Annotated in this window: 26 protein-coding genes; 10 read left to right on the top strand and 16 right to left on the bottom strand. The window is 69.1% G+C overall.

The window, feature by feature from the left end:
• Window positions 1–18 precede the first annotated feature (18 nt).
• Window positions 19–1,479, top strand: coding sequence for an amidohydrolase family protein (locus tag ABZ470_RS27855; RefSeq protein ID WP_362915028.1), 1,461 nt, complete (start codon window positions 19–21; stop codon window positions 1,477–1,479).
• A gap of 315 nt (window positions 1,480–1,794) precedes the next feature.
• Here ABZ470_RS27855 and ABZ470_RS27850 read toward each other — a convergent pair whose 3' ends face one another.
• Window positions 1,795–2,106 carry a hypothetical protein gene (locus ABZ470_RS27850; protein ID WP_362915026.1) on the bottom strand — a complete coding sequence of 104 codons (312 nt, stop codon included), beginning with the start codon at window positions 2,104–2,106 and terminating at the stop codon, window positions 1,795–1,797.
• A gap of 541 nt (window positions 2,107–2,647) precedes the next feature.
• Window positions 2,648–2,977, bottom strand: a complete 330-nt coding sequence (locus ABZ470_RS27845; RefSeq protein ID WP_362915024.1) for a hypothetical protein — start codon at window positions 2,975–2,977, stop codon at window positions 2,648–2,650.
• Between the two features lie 281 nt (window positions 2,978–3,258).
• Here ABZ470_RS27845 and ABZ470_RS27840 point away from each other — a divergent pair, with 281 nt between their 5' ends.
• Entirely contained in the window at window positions 3,259–4,161 is a 903-nt protein-coding gene (locus ABZ470_RS27840; protein WP_362915248.1) for an aminoglycoside phosphotransferase family protein, read from the top strand.
• Window positions 4,162–4,248: 87 nt separating this feature from the next.
• Window positions 4,249–4,893, top strand: a complete 645-nt coding sequence (locus tag ABZ470_RS27835; protein WP_362915022.1) for an HAD-IA family hydrolase — start codon at window positions 4,249–4,251, stop codon at window positions 4,891–4,893.
• Window positions 4,894–5,105: 212 nt separating this feature from the next.
• On the opposite strand, the gene ABZ470_RS27830 is transcribed toward ABZ470_RS27835, so the two are convergent.
• A complete protein-coding gene (locus ABZ470_RS27830) occupies window positions 5,106–5,987 on the bottom strand; it encodes a haloalkane dehalogenase (protein ID WP_362915020.1) in 882 nt (293 codons plus the stop codon).
• A 282-nt stretch (window positions 5,988–6,269) separates the two neighbouring features.
• Between ABZ470_RS27830 and ABZ470_RS27825 the strand changes: the two genes are divergently transcribed.
• The 6 genes from ABZ470_RS27825 to ABZ470_RS27800 all read left to right on the top strand — a co-directional run bounded on the left by ABZ470_RS27825 (window position 6,270) and on the right by ABZ470_RS27800 (window position 12,525).
• Window positions 6,270–6,755, top strand: a complete 486-nt coding sequence (locus tag ABZ470_RS27825) for a MarR family transcriptional regulator (protein WP_352014561.1) — start codon at window positions 6,270–6,272, stop codon at window positions 6,753–6,755.
• A gap of 145 nt (window positions 6,756–6,900) precedes the next feature.
• Window positions 6,901–8,529 carry an AMP-binding protein gene (locus tag ABZ470_RS27820; RefSeq protein ID WP_362915018.1) on the top strand — a complete coding sequence of 543 codons (1,629 nt, stop codon included), beginning with the start codon at window positions 6,901–6,903 and terminating at the stop codon, window positions 8,527–8,529.
• A complete protein-coding gene (locus ABZ470_RS27815; RefSeq protein ID WP_352014559.1) occupies window positions 8,526–9,479 on the top strand; it encodes a nitronate monooxygenase in 954 nt (317 codons plus the stop codon). The genes ABZ470_RS27820 and ABZ470_RS27815 overlap by 4 nt, the downstream gene beginning before the upstream one ends.
• Window positions 9,480–9,907: 428 nt before the next feature.
• Window positions 9,908–10,732 (top strand): MoaF C-terminal domain-containing protein, encoded by an 825-nt coding sequence (locus ABZ470_RS27810; protein WP_362915016.1) that lies wholly within the window; start codon window positions 9,908–9,910, stop codon window positions 10,730–10,732.
• A 251-nt stretch (window positions 10,733–10,983) separates the two neighbouring features.
• Window positions 10,984–12,009 (top strand): alpha/beta hydrolase, encoded by a 1,026-nt coding sequence (locus ABZ470_RS27805; RefSeq protein WP_362915014.1) that lies wholly within the window; start codon window positions 10,984–10,986, stop codon window positions 12,007–12,009.
• Window positions 12,010–12,159: 150 nt separating this feature from the next.
• The gene (locus ABZ470_RS27800) at window positions 12,160–12,525 is read left to right on the top strand and encodes a cupin domain-containing protein (RefSeq protein WP_352014556.1); all 366 of its coding nucleotides are present in this window, start codon (window positions 12,160–12,162) and stop codon (window positions 12,523–12,525) included.
• Window positions 12,526–12,589: 64 nt separating this feature from the next.
• On the opposite strand, the gene ABZ470_RS27795 is transcribed toward ABZ470_RS27800, so the two are convergent.
• The 12 genes from ABZ470_RS27795 to ABZ470_RS27740 form a co-directional block, all read right to left on the bottom strand.
• Window positions 12,590–13,603, bottom strand: coding sequence for an oligopeptide/dipeptide ABC transporter ATP-binding protein (locus ABZ470_RS27795; RefSeq protein ID WP_352014745.1), 1,014 nt, complete (start codon window positions 13,601–13,603; stop codon window positions 12,590–12,592).
• A 43-nt stretch (window positions 13,604–13,646) separates the two neighbouring features.
• Window positions 13,647–14,705 carry an ABC transporter ATP-binding protein gene (locus ABZ470_RS27790; protein ID WP_362779889.1) on the bottom strand — a complete coding sequence of 353 codons (1,059 nt, stop codon included), beginning with the start codon at window positions 14,703–14,705 and terminating at the stop codon, window positions 13,647–13,649.
• 34 nt (window positions 14,706–14,739) lie between these two features.
• Window positions 14,740–15,651 carry an ABC transporter permease gene (locus ABZ470_RS27785; protein WP_352014554.1) on the bottom strand — a complete coding sequence of 304 codons (912 nt, stop codon included), beginning with the start codon at window positions 15,649–15,651 and terminating at the stop codon, window positions 14,740–14,742.
• 94 nt (window positions 15,652–15,745) lie between these two features.
• Window positions 15,746–16,684 carry an ABC transporter permease gene (locus tag ABZ470_RS27780; RefSeq protein ID WP_362915011.1) on the bottom strand — a complete coding sequence of 313 codons (939 nt, stop codon included), beginning with the start codon at window positions 16,682–16,684 and terminating at the stop codon, window positions 15,746–15,748.
• Entirely contained in the window at window positions 16,684–17,742 is a 1,059-nt protein-coding gene (locus ABZ470_RS27775; protein WP_352014552.1) for an LLM class F420-dependent oxidoreductase, read from the bottom strand. The genes ABZ470_RS27780 and ABZ470_RS27775 overlap by 1 nt, the downstream gene beginning before the upstream one ends.
• A 39-nt stretch (window positions 17,743–17,781) precedes the next feature.
• Window positions 17,782–18,546 (bottom strand): enoyl-CoA hydratase/isomerase family protein, encoded by a 765-nt coding sequence (locus tag ABZ470_RS27770; protein ID WP_362779895.1) that lies wholly within the window; start codon window positions 18,544–18,546, stop codon window positions 17,782–17,784.
• A 22-nt stretch (window positions 18,547–18,568) separates the two neighbouring features.
• The gene (locus tag ABZ470_RS27765; RefSeq protein WP_362915009.1) at window positions 18,569–20,083 is read right to left on the bottom strand and encodes an ABC transporter substrate-binding protein; all 1,515 of its coding nucleotides are present in this window, start codon (window positions 20,081–20,083) and stop codon (window positions 18,569–18,571) included.
• Window positions 20,084–20,372: 289 nt separating this feature from the next.
• Window positions 20,373–21,164 (bottom strand): enoyl-CoA hydratase/isomerase family protein, encoded by a 792-nt coding sequence (locus ABZ470_RS27760; protein WP_362915007.1) that lies wholly within the window; start codon window positions 21,162–21,164, stop codon window positions 20,373–20,375.
• Between the two features lie 45 nt (window positions 21,165–21,209).
• Window positions 21,210–22,139 carry a hypothetical protein gene (locus ABZ470_RS27755; RefSeq protein ID WP_362915005.1) on the bottom strand — a complete coding sequence of 310 codons (930 nt, stop codon included), beginning with the start codon at window positions 22,137–22,139 and terminating at the stop codon, window positions 21,210–21,212.
• On the bottom strand, window positions 22,124–22,840 hold the full coding sequence (locus ABZ470_RS27750) for a CoA-transferase (RefSeq protein ID WP_352014547.1): 717 nt from the start codon (window positions 22,838–22,840) through the stop codon (window positions 22,124–22,126). The genes ABZ470_RS27755 and ABZ470_RS27750 overlap by 16 nt, the downstream gene beginning before the upstream one ends.
• A gap of 107 nt (window positions 22,841–22,947) precedes the next feature.
• Window positions 22,948–23,703 (bottom strand): 3-oxoacid CoA-transferase subunit A, encoded by a 756-nt coding sequence (locus tag ABZ470_RS27745; protein WP_352014546.1) that lies wholly within the window; start codon window positions 23,701–23,703, stop codon window positions 22,948–22,950.
• On the bottom strand, window positions 23,700–24,428 hold the full coding sequence (locus tag ABZ470_RS27740) for a GntR family transcriptional regulator (RefSeq protein ID WP_362779907.1): 729 nt from the start codon (window positions 24,426–24,428) through the stop codon (window positions 23,700–23,702). The genes ABZ470_RS27745 and ABZ470_RS27740 overlap by 4 nt, the downstream gene beginning before the upstream one ends.
• 155 nt (window positions 24,429–24,583) lie before the next feature.
• On the opposite strand from ABZ470_RS27740, the gene ABZ470_RS27735 reads away from it, so the two are divergent.
• On the top strand, window positions 24,584–25,339 hold the full coding sequence (locus ABZ470_RS27735) for a GntR family transcriptional regulator (protein WP_362915003.1): 756 nt from the start codon (window positions 24,584–24,586) through the stop codon (window positions 25,337–25,339).
• A 125-nt stretch (window positions 25,340–25,464) separates the two neighbouring features.
• On the opposite strand, the gene ABZ470_RS27730 is transcribed toward ABZ470_RS27735, so the two are convergent.
• Window positions 25,465–26,907 (bottom strand): aldehyde dehydrogenase family protein, encoded by a 1,443-nt coding sequence (locus ABZ470_RS27730; protein WP_362915001.1) that lies wholly within the window; start codon window positions 26,905–26,907, stop codon window positions 25,465–25,467.
• Window positions 26,908–26,922 lie beyond the last annotated feature (15 nt).

Here is a 26,922-nt window from a genome sequence, read left to right as displayed (position 1 = left end):
GCCGCGGAGCCGTACACGATGAACCGCACACTGATCACCGGCGGACATGTGATCACCATGGACGACGCCCTGGGCGACCTGCCCGGCGGAGCCGTCCTGGTCGAGGGCGACCGGATCGCCGCGGTCGGCCGCACGGCCGAGGAGTTCGCCCACGTCGACGCCGAGCGCATCGACGCCGCGGGCGGCTTCGTCCTGCCCGGCATGATCGACAGCCACCGGCACACCTGGATGGCGCTGCTGCGCGGCCACTCAGCCGACCAGTCGCTCCTGGAGTTCCTCGCCTCCACCTTCTACGGCATCGGCTCGCTCGTCACCGCCGCCGACCTCGGCGCCGCCGCGCAGGTGGGCGCCCTGGAGGCACTCGACGCCGGTGTCACAACCATCCTCGACTGCTGCGACTGCGTGAACAGCCCCGAGCACGCCGACGCGGCCGTGGAGTCGCTGAAGGCGTCCGGGATCCGGTTCGTCTACGCGTACGGCATGCAGGCCTTCGACTTCCAGCCTCCCGTCTTCGCCGGCCACGCCGACCGGCTGCGCGACGCCCACCGCCTGCGCGCGGAGCACTTCGCCACCGACGGCCTGGGACGGATGGGCCTGCTCTACAGCGACTTCGGCATCCTGCCCTTCGAGCAGACCGCCGAGGAGATCCGCACCGCCCGCGACCTGGACGTCCTCGGCGCCTCCCACACCGGCGCCGCCACCGGTTCCATCCTGCTGCGTGGCCTGCGCGAGCTGCACGACCACGACCTGCTGCTCCCCGGCCACCTGCACATCCACTGCCCGGCCCTGACCGATCAGGAATGGAGGCTCCTCGCCGAGACCGGGGGCAAGGTCACCATCGCCCCCGAGACCGAAATGCAGATGGGCATGGGCCACCCGCCTTTCCGCGCCGCCCTCGATCACGGCCTCACCCCCGCGATCAGCACCGACATCGTCTGCGTCGGCTCGGGCGACCTGTTCTCCCAGATGCGGCTCGGCCTGCAGTTCCAGCGCTGCCTCGACCACGACGCCGTGCACCGCACCGGCACCATGCCCGTCCGCGTCGGTCTCGGCGTGCGCGACGCGCTCGACTGGGCCACCCGCAACGGCGCGGACGCCCTCGGCATCGGCGCGCTCACCGGCTCCCTCACACCCGGCAAGCAGGCCGACCTCATCGTCGTGGCCCCTCGCATGGACCTCGTCCGCTCCAGCCACCCGATCGGCTCCGTCGTCCTCCAGTCCACCGCCGCGGACGTCTCCACCGTGCTCGTCGCCGGTCGGACCCGCAAACTGCACGGCAGGCTCACCGGAGTCGACCTCGCCGCCGTACGCCGCCGTGCCAACGCCGCGCTGGACCGGCTGCAGCAGGCCGCGCTGACGCTCCCCTCACTGGCTCCGGAGGCTGTCCACGGGTGGTTCACCCAGGCCGAGCGGATGGCCTCGGCGAACTTCGCCCGCGCCTACACTCAGCGGGCCCAGCGACTGTCCGGCAGGTCTTGAGAGGTACCTGAGATTCGTTCGCCCGCGAGGCCACAGGCGACCACCGGCGGGTCCTTGCCCGGTCTCTCGCACGATCCCTCCGGACCGAAGCCGCGTCTGGTCCCTCCCTCAGGTCAGGCCTCCACCGCCCGGGTGGCTGACAGGAGAAGCCAGAGGTCCGGCCGATCGGGCAGATGCCTTCCAGTTCGTGCCAACCGGGTGGGAACGGCACCACCGCCGGAACCGACGCCCGGCCCTCATCGGCGACCTCCGCGAAGTCCTCGTCCAAGAATTCCACGAACGCCAGCCGGAGCTGCCGGACCGACGCAGCGGATTTCAGGAAGACCGCCGGGGTCGCTTCGCTGAGAACATCACCAGCCCTGTTCCTGACACGAGAAATCCACACGACAGTACGAGTAATGCCAGGTCCTGCCACGAGCCCGGCTCCATCGCGTCCGAACCCAGCGTCGAGGTGAACCCGAAGGCCGCTATCAGCAGAACTCCCCATCCGTAACGTCGAGGCGCATAACGGGCGGCGCGGAAGAAAGGCAGGCGCGGCAACCGGTTGGTCACCAGCGCGTAGACGCCGATCCCGGCGATCAGGCATGCCGCTCCCAGCGTGACTACCTGCACCGCTCCGAGATCCACCTGAGTCAACTCCTTTGCCGTAAAGGAAATATCCACCACTCTAGAAACAGGTTGCCGAATTGTCCCTGTGAAAATCACAGCGACGGCACACCGCGCCGCCGTACCTAACGCGCTCGCCGACCCTGCGACACACCACCGAGAACCGTATGCTGCCCGGATGGACGCGATCACAATGCTCGGTTGGCTTCTGGAGCGCGATGTGAACGCCCTGATCAGAGTGGACGCCGAGCGCGAAGGTGTTCGCCCTTGGACCTTTCATGCAAGTGGCGGACCTCAAGACGACCGATGGGCCGTGCGAGCCGATGCCCACTCGGCGGAAGAATGTCTCCAGCGGGCTCGTAAGGCGCTCAGGGCTCATGGACTGGATCTGCCCGAGTAAGGGGCCGGTTGAGGTGAAGCACCTCCTCACGATCGCCTGGCGGTGGCTGATCTCCATACAGGGCCAGGGGAGCTTCATACCTCGACCCCAGACCACCGGGCATCGCACAAGCGGCCAGACGACAACCGGCGGCAGTGGATAAGGACATCACCTCACGAACTGCTAGTCCTCATCCGCGTAGCTCCACTTCTCGATCACCCATGGGGCCGATGGCGACGACCTTCGAGCCGCGTACCCATAGGGCAGGCCGACGGTCTCCTCGATGCTGGGGTCACTCTCCACCAGGTGACGAACATGGCTGATGACCGAGGCCTCGGGGTCGCTCGCATCGGTTACGTCGTCCCCGATCAGCCAATCACCGTCATCGTCATGGATCACAATGAGCGCCGGCAACTCCCCGCTGATGACCGTGCGCTGCACGACAGCCCCAAGCTCGGACGGAAACCTTCCATCGCTGAAGGGGAACGTCATCCGCCTGATGATCTCGCTCATGACCGACAGCATCTCAGTCGTGCCCGTCAGGAGGGTGATCAAGGGGGATCACGGCCGCTCATCTCGCTCCCGCAGCTCAGCGCCCAGCCGCGACAGGGACCTCCCGAGCTGACAGCGCGGGTTCAACTCTCGTTGCCCGCTCTGAAAGGGAAGGCCCAGGTCATGGGCATGGACATCGGTCTGTTCGGTCTTATGGTTGGCGGCATGGGTCGAAGCGGTCCTGCGGGGCCGGAAACGCGTTGCGGGGGCGGGCTGAGGCGCGGGAGGCTGCCGACGTGAAGATGCACGCCGATCAGCTGACGGTGTCACCGGAGACAGCGCGCACGTTGGTGGATGAGCAGTTCCCTGAGTGGCGGGGCCTTCCTGTCACGGGCGTCACCCACCATGGGACGGTCAACGCCATCTTCCGCATCGGCGACCGCTTCGCAGCCCGGTTCCCTCTGCAGCCCGGAGAGGTCGACTCGACGCGGCGCCTGCTGGAGGCCGAGGCGGAGGCGGCCCGCGAGCTGGTGGGTCGCACGCGGTTTCCCACGCCCGAGCCGGTGGCGCTCGGCGAACCCGGTGCGGGATACCCGCTTCCATGGTCGGTGCAGACATGGCTGCCCGGCGTCGTGGCCACCGAGGAGGACCCGGGCGAATCAGTCGCGTTCGCCCACGACCTGGCTGATCTCATCAATGACCTGCGCGCGATCGACACGCGTGGCCGTACGTTCTCCGGCAAAGGCCGGGGAGGCGACCTCCGGTCCCACGACGCGTGGATGGAGACCTGTTTCAGGAACAGTGAACAGCTCCTGGACGTTCGCCGGCTTCGCCGGATGTGGGAGAACCTTCGGAGCCTCCCCCGCGAAGCGGGCGACGTGATGAACCACAGCGATCTCATCCCCGGCAACGTGCTTGTGTCCGCCGGTCGGCTGGCCGGGATTCTCGACGTCGGCGGCTTCGGCCCGGCCGACCCCGCTCTGGATCTCGTGAGCGCCTGGCATCTGCTTGAGGCCGGGCCGCGCCAGGCGCTCCGCCTGGACCTCAGGTGTGACGACCTCGAATGGGAGCGAGGCAGAGCGTGGGCCTTCGCACAGGCGATGGGACTTGTCTGGTACTACCTGGAAACCAACCCGGTCATGAGCCGGATGGGCCGACGCACCCTGGAACGCGTCCTGGCAGACACCCCCTCGCGGCACCGATGAGGAGCACCGCCGTGCCGGGCCGTCCAGGACGAGAGCGACATTCCTTCGTCTACTGTCGTCCCGGCCGTCTGTGGCATCCTCCGTCCCATGGCGATCAAGGCTTTGCTGTTCGATGTCGACGGGGTGTTGCTCGATTCCACCGCGACGCATCGCCGGATCTGGGACGCCTGGTCGCGCATGCGCGGGCTGGACGGAGACCTGGTGTGGAGCCTCACTCACGGCCGTCGGCCTGAGGACACCGTCCGCGATGTCGCCCCCGACCTCGACCCCGCCGCTGAGCGCGGGGTGTTGAACCGGTTGATGGTCGAGGAGGGCGACGCCTTCCCGGCGGCGCCCGGGGCTGCGGCCCTGCTGGGCGAGCTGGACCGGCGGCCCTGGGCACTGGTCACCTCGGGCAGCCGAACCCCCGTTCACCGGCGCTTCCGGCTCGCCTCGCTTCCGTTGCCCCCGGTGCAGATCTACGGCGAGGACGTCGAACGGTCGAAGCCTCATCCCGAGGGCTATCTCAAGGCCGCCGAACTTCTCCTGATCGATCCGGTCGACTGCGTCGTGATCGAGGACGCCCCACACGGGGTGGCCGCCGGGAAGGCGGCGGGGTGCACGGTGATCGCCGTGGCCACCACTCACGCTCCCGGCGAGCTGGCCAAGGCGGACGAATGCTTCCCCTCACTTGAGGAGGCGGCGCCGTACCTCCTATCGCTGAGTGCTGCGGCGGCGGCACACGGCCACTGACATCGCATTCGACCGGTACCGCTCCGGTTCGGGGAAGACCTACCGGTCCGGACGGCATGCCCGTTGCGTATCCGTCAAAGAAGTGACCACAGGGAATCACGGTCACCAGCTCGGTAACCAGACGCGATGAGAGATTCCCGAGCCGACAGCGCGGGTTCGGTTCCCGTCTCCCGTTCCAAGGGTGAAGGCGAGTCCGGGTTCTGTGGTCCCTTTCAGGAGAGATCTCGCAGCCAGGAGACAATGGCCGCCCCGATTTGGTCGGGAGCGTCTTCCTGAACCATGTGGCCACCCGTGATCGTGATGTGTGCCTGATTCGGCCATGACCGGGCAACGGCCCGGTGCGTTTCGAACATCGTTCCTGGAACCGCCTCGATGAACAGCTTGGGAACCGAGGACTCGGCGAGCCACTCCGCGTAACGCGTGATGACGTCGTGAACATCGCGTGGTTCGCCCGCGACGGGAACCTCGCGAGGCCAGGTCAGCGTCGGCCGGCGTGACTCGCCCGGTTCCGTGTAGGGGCGACGGTAGACGGCCATCTCCGCCTCCGACAGTCCTCGCAGCACCTCTGCGGGCAAGACCTCGTCGACGAAGAAGTTCCGGTCGAGGACCATCTCCTCACCCACAGTGGAGCGGATCGCCTGGAAGAGCGCGATCGCAGGCTCCGGCCAGTCGCTCCACGAGGGGATCGGAGCCACGAACGCCTCCATGTAGGCGATTCCCCGGAGTGCGGAAGGGTGGCGGTACGCCCAGTCGAAACCCAGGGCCGAACCCCAGTCCTGCAGCACCAGGACCACCCGCTCACGCACACCGAGGGCCTGAAGGAACGCGTCGAGATAACGGCGATGCTCGACGAAGCGGTATGAGCCCGGCCCGCTGGCCGGAAGTTTCGCGGAATCGCCCATCCCGATCAGGTCCGGGGCTATGCAGCGCCCTTTGCCCGCCAGGTACGGGATTACGTTCCGCCATACGTACGACGACGTCGGGTTGCCGTGAAGAAAGAGGATCGGATCGCCTTCTCCCTCCTCGACGTATGCCATTTCAAGCCCATCGACCTCAACACGACGCTTGCGGTACCGCTCCTCAGCCGAGGTCATGACTCTCCTCATTTCCGTGGGTTCTCACTTCGGTCGGAGATTCTGCGGCACGACCCGGGTCTTGCCACAAGCCCCTCGGTGCGTCATAGTGTGCGGCCGCTGTCGGCCTTGGCCTCACGAGGGACCCCCGGCGACGTGCGTCGCGAGGGCCAGGGAGGCGAGGGCACCGGCGAAGGGCGGACGGCCGGTGGAGGAGGCTGCCTGCACGGCCGTGACGATCACCCTCGATGGACCTGGTTGTTGATGATGCAACACCGAGCCCTCGCCTACTACGATCTCCCCATGTCCGAGCGCGCGAACGTCAGGAATCTCGTCCCCATAGCCGAGCTGCTGTCTTATCGCCTGTCACGCACATCGGCGGCCCTCTCCCGCAGCGCGGCCCTGCGCTACCGCCGCGAGTTCGACGTCACCCTCGGCGAGTGGCGGGCGATCGCCCTGATCGCGTCCGATCCGACACTCACCCTGAACCGGTTGGCCAGGCGCGCCGGCCTGGACAAAGCGCAGATGAGCCGCATTGTGACCAAGCTGACGGAGCGGGGTCTGGTCAACCGGACCGCGGGGTCGGGGCGGACGTCCCAGCTGGCGCTCACCGAGACGGGCGTGGAGGTCTACCGCGGCCTCATACACGCGGCGAACGAGCGCGACGCGACGTTCCTCGCCGTCCTGTCCCCGGAGGAGCAAAAGGTGCTGGTGCGGGCGCTCGACAAGCTCGCCGACCTCGCACTGGACATGGAGCACCAGGAACGCGACCACACAAACGATCCCTAGAGTGTTGACAACGTCAACAGATTTGCGTACTCCTAGAGCCAGCACGAGGAGGTGGCTCGATGACCGACGCGATCACTGTCTGCGCGTACGTCGCCCCGGGCGGACCACAGGTCCGGCGCACCGACTCCGGGACGGAGGAAGCTTGATGGACCTCAGAACGGCGTGTCCTGTCACCGCGCACGAAGCGCTGGACCGCGCCGCGTTGCTCGCTCCCGACGTCGAGGCGGTGGTCACCGCCGAAGAACGGATCACCTACGCCGAACTGGCCGAGGAGGTCGCCCGCATCCGCGCGGCCCTCACCGCCGCCGGCATCGGGCACGGTGACCGGGTCGGCGTCTGCCTCGGCAACGAGCCACGCTGGGTCGCCCTGTTCGTCGCCCTCGGGAGCGTCGGAGCCGTCACCGTCCCGGTGAACACCCGGTTCACCGCCGGTGAGGTGGAGTACACGCTGCACCACGCCCGCATCTCCACCCTGTTCGTGGCCGACCGGGTCCTGCGCGTTGACTTCATCACGATGCTGCGCGAGATCGGCATCGGTCACGACGGGACCCCGGCCTGCCCGGCCCTGCCCGAGCTCAGGTCGGTCGTCGTACTCGGCGAAAACGTCCCCGAATGGGGGACCGCGTGGTCGGACTTCGTCGAGGCGGGGAGCGAGGTGGGCACCGTACCGCCCGCCGCCGACCCGGACGACGTCCTGCTGGTCCAGTACACCTCCGGCACCACCTCGCGGCCCAAGGGCGTGCTGCTCACCCACCGCAGCATGTGCGCCGACGCCTTCTTCGCCGGGGTACGCCTCGGTCTGCGCCCGGGCGATCGCTACCACAGCGCGCGGCCGTTCTTCCACGTCGCGGGGAGCACGCTCTCGGTGCTCGCGTCGATCCAGCACGCCACCACCCTGGTGACCATGGCCCGTTTCGAGCCCGCCGAGGCGCTGCGCCTGTTCGAGGCGGAACGGTGCACGCACTTCTCCGGCAACGACACCATCGCGCTGATGCTGCTCAACCACCCCGACCGCGCCCGGCGGACGCTGTACCTGCGGGGAGCCTGGGTCGCGGCGTCCTCCACCGTGATCCGGCGCGTGATCGACGAACTCGGCGCCACCGAGTGTGTCGCCGCCTACGGCCTGTCCGAGGCCTCCCCCAACGTCGCGCTGTCCGCCTGGTGGGAGGACGAGGCCGTACGGGCCTCCGGCGCGATGCGCGTCCAGCCGGGTGTCGAGGTCCGCATCCGCGCCCTCGACGGCAGTCGTGACTGCGCCCCCGGCGAGCCGGGTTCGATCCTCGTCCGCGGCTGGAACGTCATGCGGGGCTACCTCGACGACGCCAAGCAGACCGCCGCGACCATCGACTCCGACGGGTGGCTGTTCACCGGCGACATCGGCGTCCTCGACGAGGCCGGGCGGCTGCACTTCGTCGGACGCACGAAGGACATCATCAGGGTCGGCGGGGAGAACGTCGCGCCCGCCGACATCGAGGACGCCCTGCACCGTCACCCCGGCGTCCACCAGGCCGCCGTGGTCGGGGTCCCCGACGAGCGGTTGATCGAGGTTCCCTTCGCGTTCGTCGTGCTCACCGAGTCCGGCGACGCCACCGAGGAGGAACTGCTCAGCTGGTCCCGCACGCACCTCGCCGGGTTCAAGGTCCCCCGTTATCTCCGCATCGTGGACGGGTTCGAGGACATCGGGATGACCGCGAGCTCGAAGGTGCAGAAGAACCATCTCGCGGCCCACGCGCGCGGGCTGCTCGACCAGGAGCGCAGCGAGGTGGGGGCGTGATCTCCACCTCCGTCACCCGCCTGCTCGGAATCGACCTGCCGATCATCCAGGGCGGCATGTCCTGGGCCTCGTCCAACTCCGCCCTGCCGCTCGCCGTGAGCCGGGCCGGTGGACTCGGCGTCGTCGCCGCCGGCCCGATGCGGATCCCCGACCTGACGCGCACACTCGACGAGATGGCCGCCGGGACCGACCGGCCGTGGGCCGTCAACCTTCCCCTCTACCGGCGGGGCGCCGACGAGGTGATCGACCTCCTCCTCCGGCGCAGGCCGCCGATCCTGATCGCGGCCCAGGGCGGGACGCAGCGCTACCTCGATCGCTTCCGCGACATCGGCACCACGTGCCTGCACGTCGTCGCGGGCATCGAGCACGCCCACAAGGCCGCTGCGGCGGGCGTCGACGGGCTGATCGTCGTCGGCGCGGAAGCGGGCGGCCACCCGCCGCCCGCCATGGTCACCACGCAGGTCCTCGTGCGCGCCGTCGTCACCGCGGTCCCCGGCGTCCCCGTCATCGCCTCCGGCGGCGTCGCCGACGGCGCGGGCCTCGCCGCGATGCTCGCCCTCGGGGCCGACGCCGCGCAGTTCGGCACCCGGTTCCTCGCCAGCCACGAGGCGGGTGTCCACCCGAACTACAAGGCCGCCGTCCTCGCCGCGACCGTCGACGGCACCCGGGCCGTCGGACGTGGGCTCGGCGTCACCCGCGCGCTCGCGAACGAGTTCACCGCCCGAATGATCGAACTTGAGGAGTCCAACGCGGACATCGACGTGCGGGGCAAGGCGTTCCAGGCCTCGACGCTGCGGGACGCCGCGCTGTACGGCGACGTCACCTGGGGCAAGGCCGAGGCGGGTCAGTCCGCCGGGCTCATCCACTCGGTGCTCCCCGCGGCCGAGATCGTCGAGCGGATCGTCGCTGAGTACGTCGAGGCCTGTGAGCGGCTCCGCCCCCCGCTGTGACGGCCGCCGACACGCTCCGGAGCACACCGTCGGCACCGGACGTGCGGCGATCACCCGATCCGGTGCCCGCTCAAATCACCTTGACAGCACCGAACCTGGCGGGATGCCATATGGGATCGGCAAGCTTTGCCCTTGAGGCAAGGGAGGTAAGTCTTGAACGATCCTGTTCAAGAGGCGCGGATCGGTCACGTCGCCACGGCGTTCGCCGGGTCCCACCGCGCCGTCTCCGTCTCGTTCATCCCGCTCCACACAACCAGCGTTACATCTGACGACCGGCGTACAGCCGCGCGCTTACTTACAGACCAGAGTCCGCCGTCGCGGACGAAACCGAGCTCGATGAGCCGAGCGGGAGCCACTGGCGCTGCCCCATCCGCGCCCGTGGCCTCCTCGCTCACCCTCGCCTCCGTCTTCCTCCGGTGAGGAGAACCATGATCAGCGACCTTTCCGAAGCCTCGATCCGTCAACCCATCCACGGACTCCTCGCGGCCGCGGACATCGGTCTCACCAGAACCGATCCGCCGCCCGCCCTCGTCGGCCGCGTGGTCGTGCTCTACGACGACCACGGCACCCGCATCACGCACCGTTTCGGTGCGGACACCGTCACGTGGACGCGTAGCCCGGGGCGCGGAGACGACGTCTCGGCCTCAGGAGAGGGCCGCTACGACGCGTTCCGGGTCGCGGACGATCTCTTCTACGTACAGTTCCGCCACACGCAGACGCCGACGGAGTCCGTGAGCCTCGCGCTCGACTTCACGAGCGGGCACGCGCTTTCTGTGCTCACCCTGGCCGGCGATCCCTCACCGGGCCGGCCCCGGGTCCTGCAGTGCTTCGCGACGGCGCGGATCGAGGGCGTCGAGTCGACCATGCTCCCGCCCGCGCCGTCCACCGCGCTCACCGGCCGCCGTGTGCTGTGGGAGTACGGCCACGACCGCGTGTACGAGCACATCTACCTCGGACCGCGGCAGTACGCCTGGCAGTGCCTGGCCGGTTCCGAGGAGGGGCTCGCGGACACCGACGAGTGCACCGCCTACGAACTGCGCCCCGGCATCTTCCTGTTCGCCTGGCGGGAGAAGGCGCTCCCCTGCGCGGCGGTGACGGTCGCCGACCACCGTGACATCCGCAGCGTCCGTTCGCGGGGCGTGCTGTTCGGGCTCGACGAATCGCGGCAGGTCCTCGACCATTTCACGCTCGACGGGTTCGGCAGGCTGATCGGCACGACGGTCTATCCCGCCGAGTTCGACCCGGCGCGTTAGACCCGGTTTCCCGGGCCGGACGGCGTGTGCCGTCCGGCCCGGGCGCCCCATCACATAATAGATGAATTGATACATCACATCTAGTATCTAAGCTGTTTTCCCCTCGAAACGGCGTCACGCGCCCGGCCGGACGCGGAACCGGGGCCTGCGAGCCCAGGGGCGCCGAGCCTCGGACGACCCCCCTCGCAGGCCGGTTTTCCCCGACGCGAGGACGCGGCCGTTCCCCCTGCCCGAGACCCGAAGGAATCCCGATGACCGTGACACCCGTCCCGTTCGACCCCGACCTTCTGCCCGCCTACGAGGCGCTCCACGTCGGCGGGGGCCCGCCGCTCGGCCCGGAGACCGTACGCGCGGGACGCGACGGCGGCGGGTCGATGACCAAGCCCATCGAGGAGATCCTCGGCGACCGTCCGGTGGAGTTCGAGGACCGGGTGATCCCGGGCCCGGCGGGAGCCCCCGACCTCACCGTCTCGATCCTGCGCCCGAAGGGCGGGGTCACGACGTCGGCCGCGCTGTACAACATCCACGGCGGCGGGATGTGCATGGGCAACCGGTTCTGGTCCATGGAGAGCTTCGTGGAGCTCGTCGACGTCTACGGGCTCGTCGCGGTCTCGGTCGAGTACCGACTCGCGCCCGAGCATCCGCATCCCGCGCCGGTCGAGGACTGCTACGCGGGCCTCGTCTGGGTCTCCGAGCACGCCGGCGAACTGGGCTTCGACCCCGGACGGATCGTCGTGATGGGGCGCAGCGCGGGCGGCGGCCTCGCCGCGGGCGTGTCGCTGCTGGCGCGTGACCGGGGTGGGCCCGCCATCGCCGGGCAGGGGCTGTACTGCCCGATGATCGACGACAGGAACACCACGGCGTCGAGTCACCAGTACGACGGGATCGGCTGGTGGGACCGTAACAGCAACCTCTGGGGCTGGCGTTTCCTGCTGGGCGACGACGCGGGCGGCCCGGAGGTGTCCCCGTACGCCGCGCCGTCGCGGGCGACCGACCTGTCCGGCCTCCCGCCCGCCTACATCGACGCGGGCGCCTGCGAGGTCTTCCGTGACGAGGCCGTCGACTACGCGACACGCATCTGGGCGGTCGGCGGCCAGGCCGAGCTGCACATCTGGGCGGGGGCGTTCCACGGCTTCACGGAGCAGGCTCCAGGAACCACGGTCAGCCGGGCGTCGAAGGCCGCCCGCGGCTCCTGGCTCGAACGCGTCCTCGACCTCCCCCGCGCGACCGCCTGGGAGGCCGGGGACAGCGGGCCGGGCGGCGGGGCGCACGGGTGACGACCGTCGCGCTTTATACGCACCAGATTTGACATGTGATATATCAAGTATAGAATTCAAAGGAAGACTTCACGCAGCACCGCCGCCGTCGGCCCCGGCGAGGACCGGGGCCGGGCCGTCCGGCGATCCCGACGAAGTGAGGAGCGATCCATGACGATGAACTTTCGCCCCGAAGACCTTGATCTGAGCGACTCGAAGCAGCGGCCTCTCGTACCGCCGAGTGCCACGCCCATCGAGCCCGCCGAGATTCTCACCCGCAACCGCGTCCTGCACATGAGCGAGGACAAGAAGTTCATCATCGGCACCTGGGAGTGCGCGCCCGGCTCGTCCCGTTGGGAGTACCCCAACCGGGAGGAGTCCATCTACGTGATCTCCGGCAGCATGACCGTGCAGGAGGACGGCGGCGAACCCGTCAAGCTCACGCCCGGGTCGAGCGCGGTTTTCCCCGTCGGCTGGAACGGTACCTGGACCGTCCACGAGACCTTCCAGAAGGTGTACCACATCTACCGCCTCTAGTTTCCGGCGCGGGAAAGGCCCGGAAGCCGCCACAGCGGCTTCCGGGCCTTCGGCGTTTCGCGCACTACTCGCGGACGGGAAAGTGGCAGGCGTTGAGCACGCCCAGCCCGGTGCGGTCGAGCAGTCCGGGCTCCTCCTCCGCGCACACGTCGGCGGCCTTCCAGCACCGGGTGCGGAACCGGCAACCGCTCGGCGGGTCGGTCGGGCTGGGGACGTCGCCCTCAAGGATGATCTCCTTCCTGGAGCCGCGGGAGCCGACCTCCGCCGAGGGGATGGCGCTCAGCAGTGCCTGCGTGTACGGGTGACTGGGATCGGACAGCACCTCGGGGCCCGCCTCGACGATCCGGCCCAGGTACATCACCAGCACGCGGTGGCTGACGGCGCGCACGACGGCCACGTCGTGCGCGATGAGCAGGTAGGCCAGTCCCAGCTCGTCCTGCAGGTCCATGAGCAGGTTGATGATCTGGGCCTGGATCGACACGTCGAGCGCGGAGATCGGCTCGTCGAGCACCAGCACCCGCGGCTTCAGCGCGAGCGCGCGCGCGATGCCGATGCGCTGCATCTGCCCGCCGGAGAACTCGTGCGGGAACCGGTTGGCGTACACGGGCTGGAGCCCGACCATCTCCAGGAGTTCCTCGGCCACGTACTTGTCCCGTGGGAGCCCCTGCACGCGCAGAGGCTCCTCGATGATGTCCCGCACCCGCATCCGCGGGTTGACCGACGCGAACGGGTCCTGGAAGACGATCTGCACCTCCCGCCGCAGCATCCGCATCTGGCTGCGGCTCGCGGTCCTCAGGTCCATGCCCTTGTACCGGATGGACCCGGCGGTCGGGCGGGCCAGCCCGACGAGTGACCGTGCGACGGTCGACTTGCCGCACCCCGACTCCCCGACGAGCGAGACGGTCTGGCCCTTGTGCAGGGTGAAGTCCACGCCGTCGACGGCGTACACCGTCTCGGCGTACCGGCCGCGTCTGCGCCTGCCGAGCGGGAAGTGGACCTTGAGTCCCTCGATCCGCAGCAGTTCCTCACCGGCCGGTTCCGCGGGATCCACCACGTCTTGTTGTGTGCTGTGGAACATCAGTTCCGACTCCTCACCGTCGAGCACGAGCGCGGGGACACGCTCAGGGGGTGACCTCTTCAAGGAAGTGGCATGCGGACCGGTGGTCGTCCGTCGGCGCCGGGCGCAGCTCCGGCTGTTCCAGGAGACACCGCTCCCGGTCGCCGCGGAGAGTGCATCGGGGCGCGAAGGAACATCCGGGGGGCAGGTCCGTCGGGTTGGGCGGAAGGCCGTGGATCGGCGTGAGCCGCCGCCGGACGGAGTCCGCAGGCAGCCGGCTCGGCGTGCACCGGAGCAGGCCGACGGTGTAGGGGTGCTTGGGGTTTCCCAGCACCTCCTCGACGGTGCCCATCTCCACCACCCGCCCCGCGTACATGACCAGGACGCGGTCGACGTTCTGTGCCACCAGGCCGATGTCGTGGGTGATCAGCATGATCCCGACGTTGGTGCGCTGCTGTACCTCGCGCAGCAGCCGCATGATCTGCGCCTGGATCGTGGCGTCGAGCGCGGTGGTCGGCTCGTCGGCGATGAGCACCTTCGGGTCGCAGCTCATCGCCATGGCGATCATCACCCGCTGCCGCATGCCGCCGGACAGCTCGTGCGGATACTGCCGGGCGCGCCGCTCCGGCGCCGGCACCCCGACGGCCGCGAGCAGTTCGACGGCCCTGCGCCGGGCCGCCTCCCTGTCGGCCTTCGACGGCCTGCGCCGGTGGGCCAGGATCCCCTCGGCGATCTGCGCCCCGATCCGGTGGACCGGGTTGAGCGAGGTCATCGGATCCTGGAAGATCATCGCCACGTCCGACCCGCTCGCCGCCCGCAGGCTGCGGCGGTCCAGCGCCAGCAGGTCCTTCCCGTCCACCCGGATCTCGCCGGACACGACCTTGCCCGGGGGCTTCGGGATCAGCCCGAGGATGGACATCGCGGTCACGCTCTTGCCCGACCCGGACTCGCCGACGATCCCCAATGTCTCTCCGGCACGCAGGTCGAAGCTCACATCGGTCACCGCCGCCACGGTCCCGCGCTTGGTCGTGAACACCGTCGTCAGGTTCCGCACGGACAGGCATCCGTCCGGCGCCGGGGTCCGCGGATGTTCGTGGATTTCGGACTCGGTCACGTCGGTCATCGACACACCTTCGGGTCGGCCGGTCTCCGGCAGGTCAACTGTTCGCGGTCCGGGGGTCCAGGGCATCCCGCAGCCCGTCACCGAGGAGGTTGAAGCCCAGGGCGGCGACGAAGATCGCCAGTCCGGGCACCAGCGAGAACAACGGGTCTGTCTGCAGGTAGGTGGTGCCGTCGCGGAGCATGCCACCCCACGTGGCCGTGGGGGGCGGCAGACCGAGGCCGAGGAAGCTCAAGCCCGCCTCGATCCGGATCGTCACGGCCGCGGTCATGCTGGCGATGACCACCATCTCGCTGCGCAGGTTGGGCCAGATGTGCTTGTACAGGATCCACGGCGCCCGCGCGCCGAACACGATGCTGCTCTTCACGAACTCCCGCTCCCGGAACGCCAGGGCGGGACCGTGCGCGAGCCGTGCGAACACCGGGATGATCCCGATCACGATCGCCAGCGTGATGTTCCAGACTCCCTGCCCGAACAGGGCGACGAAGAGCAGGGCGAGGATGAGCCCGGGGAACGCCATCTTCACGTCGACGATCCACATGATCACGCGCTCGGTCTTCCCACGGAAGTAGCCGGCGATCATCCCGACCGGAATGCCCACGGCCATCCCCAGCAGCACCGACGACACCCCGATGACCATCGAGACCTGGGTGCCGTAGATCAGCCGCGTGTAGATGTCCCGGCCGAACTGGTCGCGGCCGAGCCAGTGTTCGGCGCTCGGCGGCTCCAGCTGGGCCGCCAGGTCCTGCTGCGCCGGGTCCTGGGAGGTGAACAGGGCCGGAAAGAGCGCGACGAACACCAGAAAGGTGATTATCAGCCCGCCGATGATCAGCAGCGGATTGAGCCGGCGCAGTCCCCTCCTGCGCGGCTGCGAGACATATCGTGAGCCGCCCTTGTCCGGCGGGGGGACGGCGGCGGTCACCACCGCTCCCGAGTCGTTCGTCGTCATGCTCGTACCGGCATTCGTGTCGTCTCGACGTCGCTCGGGCGCCGAGTGCTGTGGATACGGAGCGGCCGGATGCCTGTCGGATCCATGGAGGACCTCACACCGTCTTGGTTCGGGGGTCGAGGACGTGGTAGAGGGCGTCGACGGCCGCGTTCACGAGGACGATCACCGTGGTGATCACGATGATGCAGCCCTGCACGGTCGCGTAGTCACGTGCCTGCATGGCGTTGACCATCAGGCTGCCCAGCCCCGGGCGGGCGAACACCGTCTCGATGAGCACCGCGTCCCCCACCAGGGTGATGAACGAGATGCCGGCGATCGGGACGAGGGGAAGCGAGCCGGGCTGGAGCACGTGGCGCACCAGGACGCGGCCCTCCCGCACCCCTTTCGCCCGCGCCGTACGGACGTGGTTCTCCCCGATGACCTCGACCATGAGCGAGCGGGTGATTCGGGAGGTGTAGGCGGTGCTCACGATCCCCATGGCCAGGGCGGGCAGCAGGATCCGTTGCAGGTTCGCGCCGAGATCCGTGAAGGAGGCGACCCCGTTGGTCGGCAGACCGAGTGGCAGCGCGATGAACAGGATCAGCAGCACGGCGACGAAGAAGCTCGGGAAGGACAGCCCGATCAGCGACAGGATCCGCCCGATGACGTCGGGCGACCTGTCCTTCCACACCGCTTCCACGATGCCGAGGGTGATGCCGCCGAGCTTGCCGATGAGGAGTCCCGCCACCGCGAGTTCGAGCGTGTGCGGGAGCACACTCAGGATCGTCTCGCTCACCGGCAGGCCGTTGGTGAGCGAGTTGCCGAGGTCGCCCTGGGCGAGCTGCGTCAGGAACTTCCAGTACTGCAGGAACACCGGGTCGGTGAGCCCGAGCTTCTCGTTGAGCCGCGCCACCGCGTCCGGGGACGCGTCCTGGCCCAGGATGGCCACGGCGGGACCGCCGGGGGTGAGCCGGATCAGGAAGAAGACCGCGGTGGAGACCACCGCCAGGGTCAGCAGCAGCCGCCCGAACAGCTTCAGGAAGTAACGCGCCATCAGCCGTTCTCCGCTCGTGAGGTCACGGGTGCGCCGCAGGCGGCTCGCGATGCCGCGAACACGTGGGCGAGCATGGGCAGGTTCTGTACGGAGGTCCGCGCGATGATCGTCGTGGCGACGCAGTTGTGCCACCGCGTCTCAAGGTCCCGCTGGACCTTCTCGGGCGGGCCGACCAGCGCGATCGCCTCGACCATCTCCGTGGGTACGGCGGCCGCCATGCCCTCGCGGTCACGGGCCTTGAACCGCTCGGTGATCTCCCGGCACGGTTCCTCGAAACCGAGCCGGGCGATGGAGTTGTAGTGGAAGTTCATGCCTTCGGCGCCGTTGGCCGCGACCTGGAAGGCGATGCCCGGCCTGAGCTCGTCGGCGGCCGTCTCGACGTCCGGCCCGAACGCGACGGCCACGCCGGGGGCCACCTCGAAGTTCTCGGGGCGTCCCCCGGGCCGGCGGCGGAACCCGGCCTCAAGCCGTTCCCGGTACCAGTGGTCGAACTCCGGGGAGAAGTTCGTCGGCAGCCAGCCGTCGGCGATCTCGGCGGCCAGCGAGATGTTCTTCGGCCCCTCCGCGCCCAGGTAGATGGGGATGTCGGTACGGGCGTCCCGGATGCCCGGACGGATCGAGCGCCCCAGCCCGGTTCCGCCGGTCGCCGGGAGCCTGTAGATCTCGCCGTTGTGGGAGACCCGCTCCCGCGCGAACGTGTCACGCATGATCGCGACGTACTCGCGGGTCCACCGCAGCGGCCGTTCGAAGGGCATCCCGTACCACCCCTCGACCACCTGCGGGCCGGACAGTCCCAGGCCGACGACCACGCGCCCGCCGGAGAGCCGGTCCAGCGTCATGGCGGCCATCGCGGTCGCGGTCGGGGCGCGGGCCGCCATCTGCGCGACGCCCGTGCCGAGGCGCATCGTCCTGGTCTTGGCGCCCCACCAGGCCAGGGGGGTGAAGGAGTCGGTGCCGTACGACTCCGACGTCCACCCCGACTCGTAACCGGCGGCCTCGGCGACCTCGGCGGCTTCGGCCCCCAGCGTGTAGATCGAGCAGGCGAGCTTATCGATCACTTGGGGCTCCTTCCGGCTCGGTCGCCGCCCGTGGTGTGGTCACCACTGGAAGTTCGCCCCGTTCTCCCGCCTGGCCAGCTGCGCGGTGCGCATGACCCGGTAGCCCGCCTGTACGGCGGCGCCGTAGGGGATGTCGGCGGACTCGTAGAAGAACCTCTTCGCCATGTGCACCGCGTAGGCCGGGTTCGCCGCGATCTGCCGCGCCACCTCCATGGCTCTCTCCTCAAGCCGTTCCGCGGGCACGACCTCGTTCACGATGCCGATCCGCAGGGCCTCCTCCGCGGGTACGCGCCTGCCGGTGACGAGCATCGACATCGCCGCCCGCGTGCCGACGATCTCGCGCAGCCGCGGGATGCCGTTGCCCTGGACCAGGCCGTGCGTGACCTCCGGGTGCCCGAACACGGCGTCCTCGCTCGCGATCACGAGGTCGGTGAGGTTCACGACCAGCGTCCCGAGACCCAGCGCGTAGCCCTGCACCGCCGCGATGATCACGGGCCGTGCGTACCGGAAGTTGTGCGACATCTCGGTTCCGGTGGACACCTCGAACGAGGGCGTCCTGCTCTGCCCTAAATGGTCGCCCAGCTCGCTGAGGTCGGTGCCGCCGCAGAACGCCCTGCCCTCGGCCCGCAGCACGACCGCGCGGCAGTCCTGCAACTCGTCACCGGTGAGCACCGCCGCCAGCTGCCGGTGCATCTCGAAGTTGAACGCGTTGAGCTTCTCCGGCCGATTCAGTGTGATGACGCCGACGCCATCGGTCACGACCTGGAACTCGACCTCGGCCACTACAGCACCTCTCTTCCGCACAGCTTCTCCGCACCGCGTGGGATCAGCAGTCCTTCGCTTGGGCATCGACGGTGGACTTGTAACTCGGCTGCCAGTTGCCGGGAATCGTGGTCGGCGGCTCGACGCCGCCCATGGTGAACCCGCAGACCGCGCCGTAGGCCTGGTAGGCCACGAAGAGCGGCTTCGCCGCGGCGTCCGAGAGGATCTTGTCGTTGATCTCCTGCCACAGCCGCGCCTGCTCCGCGGAGTCGGACGTCTTGGCCGCCTTCTCGATCAGAGCGTCGGCGCCGTCGTACCCGCCGAAGTTCTGCGCCGGGTGCTTGCCGCCCCGTACGGCCGAGGGGCCGTAGAAGAAGTCCGTGTACGGGATCTGCGGCGTGGGCCGGTAGGAGATGAGGGTGAGCATGAGCGGCTCCTGGCCGGTCATGATCGCCGTCTGCCAGGTCGGCACGTCCACCGTCTTGATCTTGACGTTGACGCCGATCGCCTTCATCTGGGCCTGGAGGACCTGGAAGGTGGTCGCGTTGCTGGGCGCGGTGACGGTGACGTCGAAGCCGTTGGGGTATCCCGCCGCCGCGAGCATCTGGCGGGCCTTGGCCACGTCGAACTCGTACGCCAGGCCTGCCTGCTCCACGTGGGCGTCGGGGACGCCGCCCGGCAGCTGGGCCCCCCACACGCTGAGCGTCGGCTTCGCGGTCCGCTTCCCGGTCAGGGTCACGTAGTCTTCGCGGTTCACCGCATAGGCCAGCGCCTTGCGCACCTCAGGGTTGGCGGTCGGGCCGACCTTCGTGTTGAACAACAGGTACCAGGTGCCGAAGAGCGGAGTCTCGACGACCTTGAACCCCTTCCTGGAGTCGATGACCTCAAGGCCCTTGTCGCCGGTCGCGGTGGGCGACGCGACGTCGAGGTCACCGCCGAACAGGGCGGCCTGCCTGGCCGTGTCGTCCGCCATGAACCGGATGTCCCACCCGGCGGACAGCGGCTTGCCCAGGTAGTAGTCGTCGTTGGCCAGCAACGTGATGCGCTGGCCCGGGGTCCAGCTCTCGAACTTGAACGGCCCCGGCCCCACGGGGCGCTTGCCGAAGTCCTCGCCCTCGGCCTCGACCGCCTTCTTGCACACCACGAGCCCGCCCTGCCAGTTCGAGATCGTGGGCAGGAACGCGGCGGGCGAGACCGGCTGCTTCATCGTCACCTTCACGGTGCCTGCGTCCACCGCCTCGACCGTGTCGTAGGCGGCGAACACCGAGGCGAACGTCGACTTCTCGGGGTCGGCCGCCCGCTTCAGCGAGAACACCACGTCGTCGGACGTCAGGTCGTACGCCGGGGTCTTCTGGCCCGCGGGACACTTCACGCCTGTGCGGAGCGCGATCGTCCAGACCTGCTTGCCGTCCTGCGTCGCGGACTGCGGGATCTCCTTCGCGATCCCCGGCTCGAACGGCGCCGTCGCGTTACCCGGCTGATAACGGACGAGGCCGTCGAACAACATCATCGACAGGCTGCGGTCGACCGGCTGTACGGCACGGACCGGGTCCATCGACGTGATGCCCTCGGTGGCCACGCCCCATCGGATGGTCGGCCGCTCGTTCGTCGCCGGACCTTCACCACCACCACAACCGGCGGCCGCCAGTATCGTGACCAGCGCGGCAGGGGCAACAACCCTGCGTACCTTCATTGTTCGCTCCCATGTCCCGGGCACTGACCCGATTCCGAAAGTCCAAGGAATGATTGATAGGGGTCGTGCCGAGACGGCGGCGATCCCGTCCCCGAGTGATGGAAATCCGCGCTTGGCTGATTTCTCTTGCGGTATAGCCTTGAATGTTACACCTGAAATATCACATGTACAATGGCTATTCCGCGGCTCGGTTCTCCGTACCGGCCGGCGATCTCGTCACCCCGAGACCGCCGGTCATCGCCTCGCGGGTCATCAGGCTGACGTCGCGGGCGTACTCGAAGGCGTGGTCGTAGTCGAGCTCCTGGACGGCCCGGAAGACCCGCTTGGTGAGGCGGATCGCGGTCGGCGACTTCTCCGCCAGGGCCTGCGCGTAGCCGACGGCCTCGGTCATCAGGTCGTCGGCGGGGACGATCCTGGTGACCATGCCCATCGCGTGGGCCTCGGCCGCGTCGAAGAACCGGCCCGACAACAGCAGGTCGAGGGCCTGCAGGCGCCCGACCACCCGGCTCAGGCCGACCGCCACCGTGACCGGGGCGATCCCGTGGTTGGTCTCGGGATAGCCGAACCGCGCCGTGTCGGCCGCGATGACGACGTCGCACGACACCGCGAGCGCGCAACCGCCGCCCACGGCGAACCCGTTGACCGCGGCGATCACCGGCAACGGCACCCGCGACAACCGCTCGTAGATCCGGTCGTTGTCGACCGCGTGCGCGTACCGGTCCCACAGCTCGTCAGGCCGGGGACCCGTCCCGGCCTCCTTGAGGTCGGCGCCCGCCGAGAACGCGGGGCCGTTGCCGGTGACGACGATCGCGCCGACATCCGGGTCGGCGACGGCGTCGTCCACCGCCTGGTGGAAGCGCCGCATCATCTCGCCGTTCAGCGCGTTGCGGACCCGGGGACGGTTGAGGGTGATGACGCGCACCCGCCCTTCGGTCCGGCACAGCACCACCTCTGGGTTGTCAGTCACTCGTTCTCTCCTGACGTCGATGGAACATGGCTGGGATGGGAGGGATCAGGAGCCGACGAGAAGGCGCACGGGGTTGTCCACCATGATGGACTCGACGACCTCCCCGGGGACCCCGGCCTCCAGCAGGTCGGGCACGACCTGCTTCAGCGCGTACGCGTATCCGGGTCCTCCCGCGCCGGCGCGATCCCCCGGGATGCACACGTCGTGGGAGATCAGCAGGTGCGACGCCCAGCCCCGGCGGATGAACTCCACCATGTTGCGGATGCGCCGTTCCTGCTGGTGGGGGTTGCGGGGGCCGTTGCGGTCGTAGCTCACCAGCGCGCCGCGCTTCGCGAGCAGCTCGTGGTAGTCGAGGTAGGGATACATGTCGCAGTGGGCCACGGCGACCCGCCGCAGGTCGCAGCCCTCCTCCTCAAGCACGTCGAGCTGCCACCTCCCGACGTCGCTCTTCACCGCGTGCAGGACGAGCCCGAGATCGGTCTCCTTCTGGACCCTCGCCGCGGCGCGCAGCACCCGCTCCTCGACCGCGGACAGGTAGCCGTGGTCGGCCCCGATCTCGCCGATCACGCCCGGCCGGATGCCGTGCACCCCGGTCCTGACGTCCTCAAGGAGGATCTCGGTCAGCTCCGCGACGCTGACCTTGTTCATGTCCTCCTCGTAGAAGGACTCGCGGTACCAGCCGCAGCCCATCACGATGTGCACGCCGGTCTGCTCAGAGACCGAACGCAGCAGGCCGGGGTTCCTTCCCAGGCCGTTGTTCGTGCAGTCGATGATCGTGCTGCCGCCCGCCGCCTTGAACTCCTTGAGGTCGGCCACGGCGTCCTCGGACTCGTCCAGGGTGGGGTCGGGACGCGGCCGGTCCTTGATGAGGTCGCAGACCACGTGCTCGTGCGGCAGGATCCGGCCCAGTTCCGACGCCGCGACCGGGCCGCGTACGGTCTCGACGGTCGGGCCGTCCGCTACGCCGCGTGCCACAGGTCGTCCCTGTCGCTCTTGAGCGTCACCTCGGCGATGCCCTCCGGTGCGGCCACGAGCTCCACCTCGGTGAGCCGCTGGGCGTCCTCAAGGCTCCAGCCGGGCACGAGCTCGCGGACGATCGCCCTGCCGTCCTCCAGATCGATCACGCCGATGTCGGTGACCAGCCGGTCGACGCACCGCGGCGCGGTCATCTCCAGTTCGAGCCGGTTGACGAACCGCCGCGGGCGCGGCAGCAGCTGCATGGCGACGATCACCCGCCGGGCGCAGAACGCGAGGTCCTGGGCGCCGCCGATCGCACCCGCGATCGCCCCGGGCAGCCAGAAGTTGGCGAGGTCGCCCTGCACGCTCACCTGGAACGCTCCCAGGATCGTCGCGTCGAGGTGACCGCCCCGGATCAGGGCGAAGGACTCGGCGTGGTCCATGACGACCATCCCGGGACGGGGGATGATCGGCTGCCGGCCTGCCGTGGCCAGCGACGGATCGACCTCGTCCTGGGTACGGGCCTGCCTGCCGTGCCCGAGGACGCCGTGCTCGCTGTGCAGGAAGATGTCCTCGTCGTCCTCGATGAAGAGGCTGCACAGCATGGGCACTCCGACGCCCAGGTTGATGACGTCTCCCTCACGGAAGTCCTGTGAGATGCGTCGCGCGATTCCAACCCTGGTCAGGGATGGCGCGGAGGGGTGTTGAGCTGGCGTCATAGCCTGGCCGGGGGTTCGGGCCCAGTGTCCCCCGAACTCCTTTCCCGAGGATGGATTCACCCGAGGCCGCCCGACCGCCTCGGTCCTGGAACTCGCTGGACCGCTGGTCACCTCACCATGAGGCGCCTGTCACTCAGGACGATCCGGTCCACGTACGGACTGGGGGTGACGATGTGCTGCGGGTCCAGGTAGTCGACGACCTCCTCGACCTCCACGATCGTCACGTTGCCGCTGCCGGCCACGACGGGGTTCGTCGTCCTGGCGCCGTGCCGGTAGACGAGGTTGCCGAACCGGTCGGCCTGGTAGGCGGAGATGATGGCGAAATCGGGGCGCAGCGCCGTCTCAAGAACGTGCGGCACCCCGTCGAAGTGACGGATGTCCTTGCCCGCGCCGATCTTCGTGCCCGCGCCGACCGGGGTGTAGACGCCGCCGAGGCCCGCGCGCCCGCAGCGCAGCCGTTCGCACAGGCTGCCCTGCCCGATCAGCTCGATCTCCACCTCGCCCCGCCGGACACCCGCCTCCAACGGCCCGTCGAAGTTCGGGTTGTTGAGCGAGGAGAAGGTGGTGATCGCCTTGCGCACCTGGCCGAGCTCGGCGAGGTACCCGACGGGGTAGACGCCGTCCTCAGGCTCCGGGATGTACGGCTGGCCGCCGCCGGGGACACCGTACGACTGCGCGCCGGCGCGACCGCGGCCTGACTCACACGCGATGATCGTCAGGTCGCGCAGGCCGCGCTCGGCGATCGCCTTGATCAGGGTGCTCGGGACACCGGGCACTCCGACGAAACCGCCGAAAGCGATCATCGAACCGCTTTCGATGTCGGCGACGGCCTCGGCCGCCGACTCCACGACCTTGTTGATCATCTGGCACCTTCCGTGCGTTTCGACAACTTTGAGTAGGCGGTGGGCGCCGGGTCGCCGTTCGGCTGCTCCGACACCACGAGAAGGCGCACCCGTGCGGTGGCGTCCAGCATGTGGTCCCGCATGGCGACGTAGGCGGCGTCGGGATCACCGGCCTCGATCGCCTCCGCGATGGAACGGTGCTGAGCCGCGGACTCGGTGAGCCTGCCCGGCTGGCTGAGGTTGCGGAACCGCAGCAGGCGCACCCGCCCGTCGAGCACCGCGAACGAGTCTCGCAACCCGTCACTCCTGGCCATCGTGAGCAGTGCCTCACGGCGTTCCTCCAGCGCCCGCACGTATTCCTGGACGTCGTTGGAGTGAGCCAGCCGTTCGAGCTCGTCGAAGGTCCCGCGGAACGCGGCACGTTGTTCCCGGGTGCCGCGTACGGCGGCCCACGCGGCCATCATGGGTTCCAGCGCGGTCTTGATCTGGTAGACGTCGGTGATCTCCTGCGGGCTGATCTCCCGGACGAAGACGCCGACGCGCGGGGTGATGGTGACCAGACCCTCCACGCTCAACTGCTGCAGAGCGTCACGCACCGGCGTCCGGGACACACCGAACCGCTCAGCGAGTTCGTCGGTCGAGATCCGGTCGCCGGAGGTCATCGTGCCGTTGTGGATCAGCGCGCGGATCTCTTCGATGACGACGTCCTTCGCCGAAAGAACACGGAGTCTCAGGGAAGTGCGCACAAGCTCAAGTGTGAGCGCTGATGTACTACATGTCAAGGATCAGCATCTCAGATGCGCCCGACGACACCGCCCGATCGCCACTGGCCGCCCCTTCCGGGCGGCTACGATTACCTCAGGGGGTTCGCACATCAGCGCTAATGGAGTAGGTGAAATCGTTGGATTCACAGGTCCGGATTCTCTCGGCCAAGGACGTGGTCGCCGAGGAGATCCGCGCGCTGATCTACAACGGCACGATTGCCTCCGGTGAGCGGATCTCGACCGACGATCTCGCCGAGCGGTTCGGTGTGTCCCGGACGCCGGTGCGTGACGCTCTGCAGCAGTTGAGCGTGGAGGGTCTGGTCACCATCACCCCGCGCGTCGGCGTCTTCGTCCGGGAGATCAGCCCGCAGGAGATCACCGACGTCTACCAGATCAAGACCGCGCTGGAACCCATGATGGCCGCGTGGGCCGCCGTACGCGGCACCGTGGAGCAGCGCAACGCCCTGCTGCTCTCGGTCGCCGATCTGGAACGGGCCGCCGAGGCCGAGGACGTCCCCGCGTACGTCCGCATGATCGAGGAGCGGCACGAGAAGATGCTGGCGATGGCCGGCAGCGGCGGGTTACGCGACGCCCTGGGCGTTCTCGACGGGCGCGTGCGCCTGCTGCGGTTCCGCAACCTCAGCCAGCCCGGCAGCCTCGCCGAGTCCGTCGCGGGACACCGCGCGGTCGCCGAGGCGATCGCCGCCGGCGACCCGCAGGCCGCGTACAACGCGATGCAGGCCCACAAGACACGTTCCACCGAGAAGGTCGAGGCGCTGATGCCGGCGACCGACAGCGACACACCGTCGATCACCCAGCTGGCGGCGGGCAGGCGCGGGACGTCCCGGTCCACGCGCGGGCCCAGGAAGCGCCCGTCCGCGACCTCGATATAGGTCGTGTAGGCCGTGTAGGCCAACGTCAGGCCGGGTGGGGCCCCCGATGTCCCTCGCTCACCAGGGGACGCCCACCCGAGATCACCGGCCCGGCCCGCCGTACGCGTCACGAGCGGTGGCCGTGCCTACCCACCGCTCGCGCTCCTGCCGATCCTGACCGAGACGAACTTCGACTGGGTGTAGTGCCGCAGTGCCTCCACACCCTTCTCCCGGCCGTGGCCGCTGTTCTTGTGGCCGCCGAACGGGCCCTCGATCAGCCCGGCCGTCCACTCGTTGACGTAGACCTGTCCCACCTGCAGGGCGGCCGCGACGCGGTGGGCCCGGCCGAGGTCCGCCGTCCAGAGGCCCGCCGCGAGACCGTAGTCGGAGTCGTTGGCCTTGGCGACGGCGTCGGGCTCGTCGTCGAACGGGATGACCACCAGGACCGGGCCGAAGATCTCCTCGCGGGCGATCCGCATCTCGTTCGTCACCCCGGTGTAGATCGTCGGTTCGATCAGCCACCCGTCGCCGGTGGCCCGCCCGCCGGTGACCAGCGTGGCGCCCTCCTCGCGCGCGACGTCGAAATAGGACAGCACCTTCTCGAACTGGTCCTTCGTCGTCTGCGAGCCGTAGTCCTCGCCCGGTTTCACCGCCCGCACCCGTTCGGCCAGCCGCGCCACGAACTCGTCGTGGATCTCGCGGGCCAGCAGCAGACGGGTGCCGTTCGAGCAGACCTGCCCGGCGTTCCCGACGAACGCCCTCGACGCGCCGGCGACGGCGGCGTCGAGGTCGGCGTCGGCGAACACGATGTTCGGCGACTTCCCGCCCAGTTCGAGCGTGACAGGGATGATCTTCTCGGCGGCGGTCCGGCCGACGATGCGACCGGCGCGCACCGAACCCGTGAACGCGACCTTCCGGACGTGCGGATGCTCGACGATCGCGCTGCCCACGACGTCGCCCATGCCGGTCACCACGTTGAGCACCCCCGGCGGCAGCCCGGCCTCGGCGGCGATCCTCCCGAGTTCCAGCGTGGTCGACGACGTGAACTCCGACGGCTTGCAGACCACGGCGTTGCCGACCGCCAGCGCGGGCGCCACCGCCCTGGCCGCCTGGTTGAGCGGGACGTTCCACGGGGTGATGACCCCGACCACGCCGAACGGCTCGTGCCGCGTGTATCCGTGGTAGCCGTCGCCGAGATCGATGATCTCCCCCGTCGGCACGTTGACCAGGCCCGCGTAGAACTCGAAGAACGCCGCCGCGCCCCTGATCTCGACGTCCGCCTGCCGCAGCGGCTTTCCGGTCTCGGCGGCCTCCAGCTCGGCGAGCCGCTGCCGCTCACGCCGCAGCCCCGCCGCGATGGCCATCAGGACCCGGCCGCGGCGGATCGGCTTCTCCGCCGCCCACTTGGCGAAGGCGGCGTTCGCGGCGGCCACCGCCCGGTCGGCGTCCTCCCGGACACCCAACGGGATCTCGCACACGACCTCGTCCGTGCCGGGCCTGGTCGACGTGAGCCGCTCCCCGCCCGCCGACGGCGTCGGTTCGCCGTTGATCCAGTGCTCGTACCTCATCACCATTTGCGAATTCCTCACCGACCGAACGGTCAT

The sequence above is a fragment of the Streptosporangium sp. NPDC020072 genome, from assembly GCF_040631445.1.
GTDB lineage: Bacteria > Actinomycetota > Actinomycetes > Streptosporangiales > Streptosporangiaceae > Streptosporangium.
The sequence above is the reverse complement of the archived record's forward strand: the minus strand, read 5'-3'. Positions and strand labels throughout refer to the sequence as shown.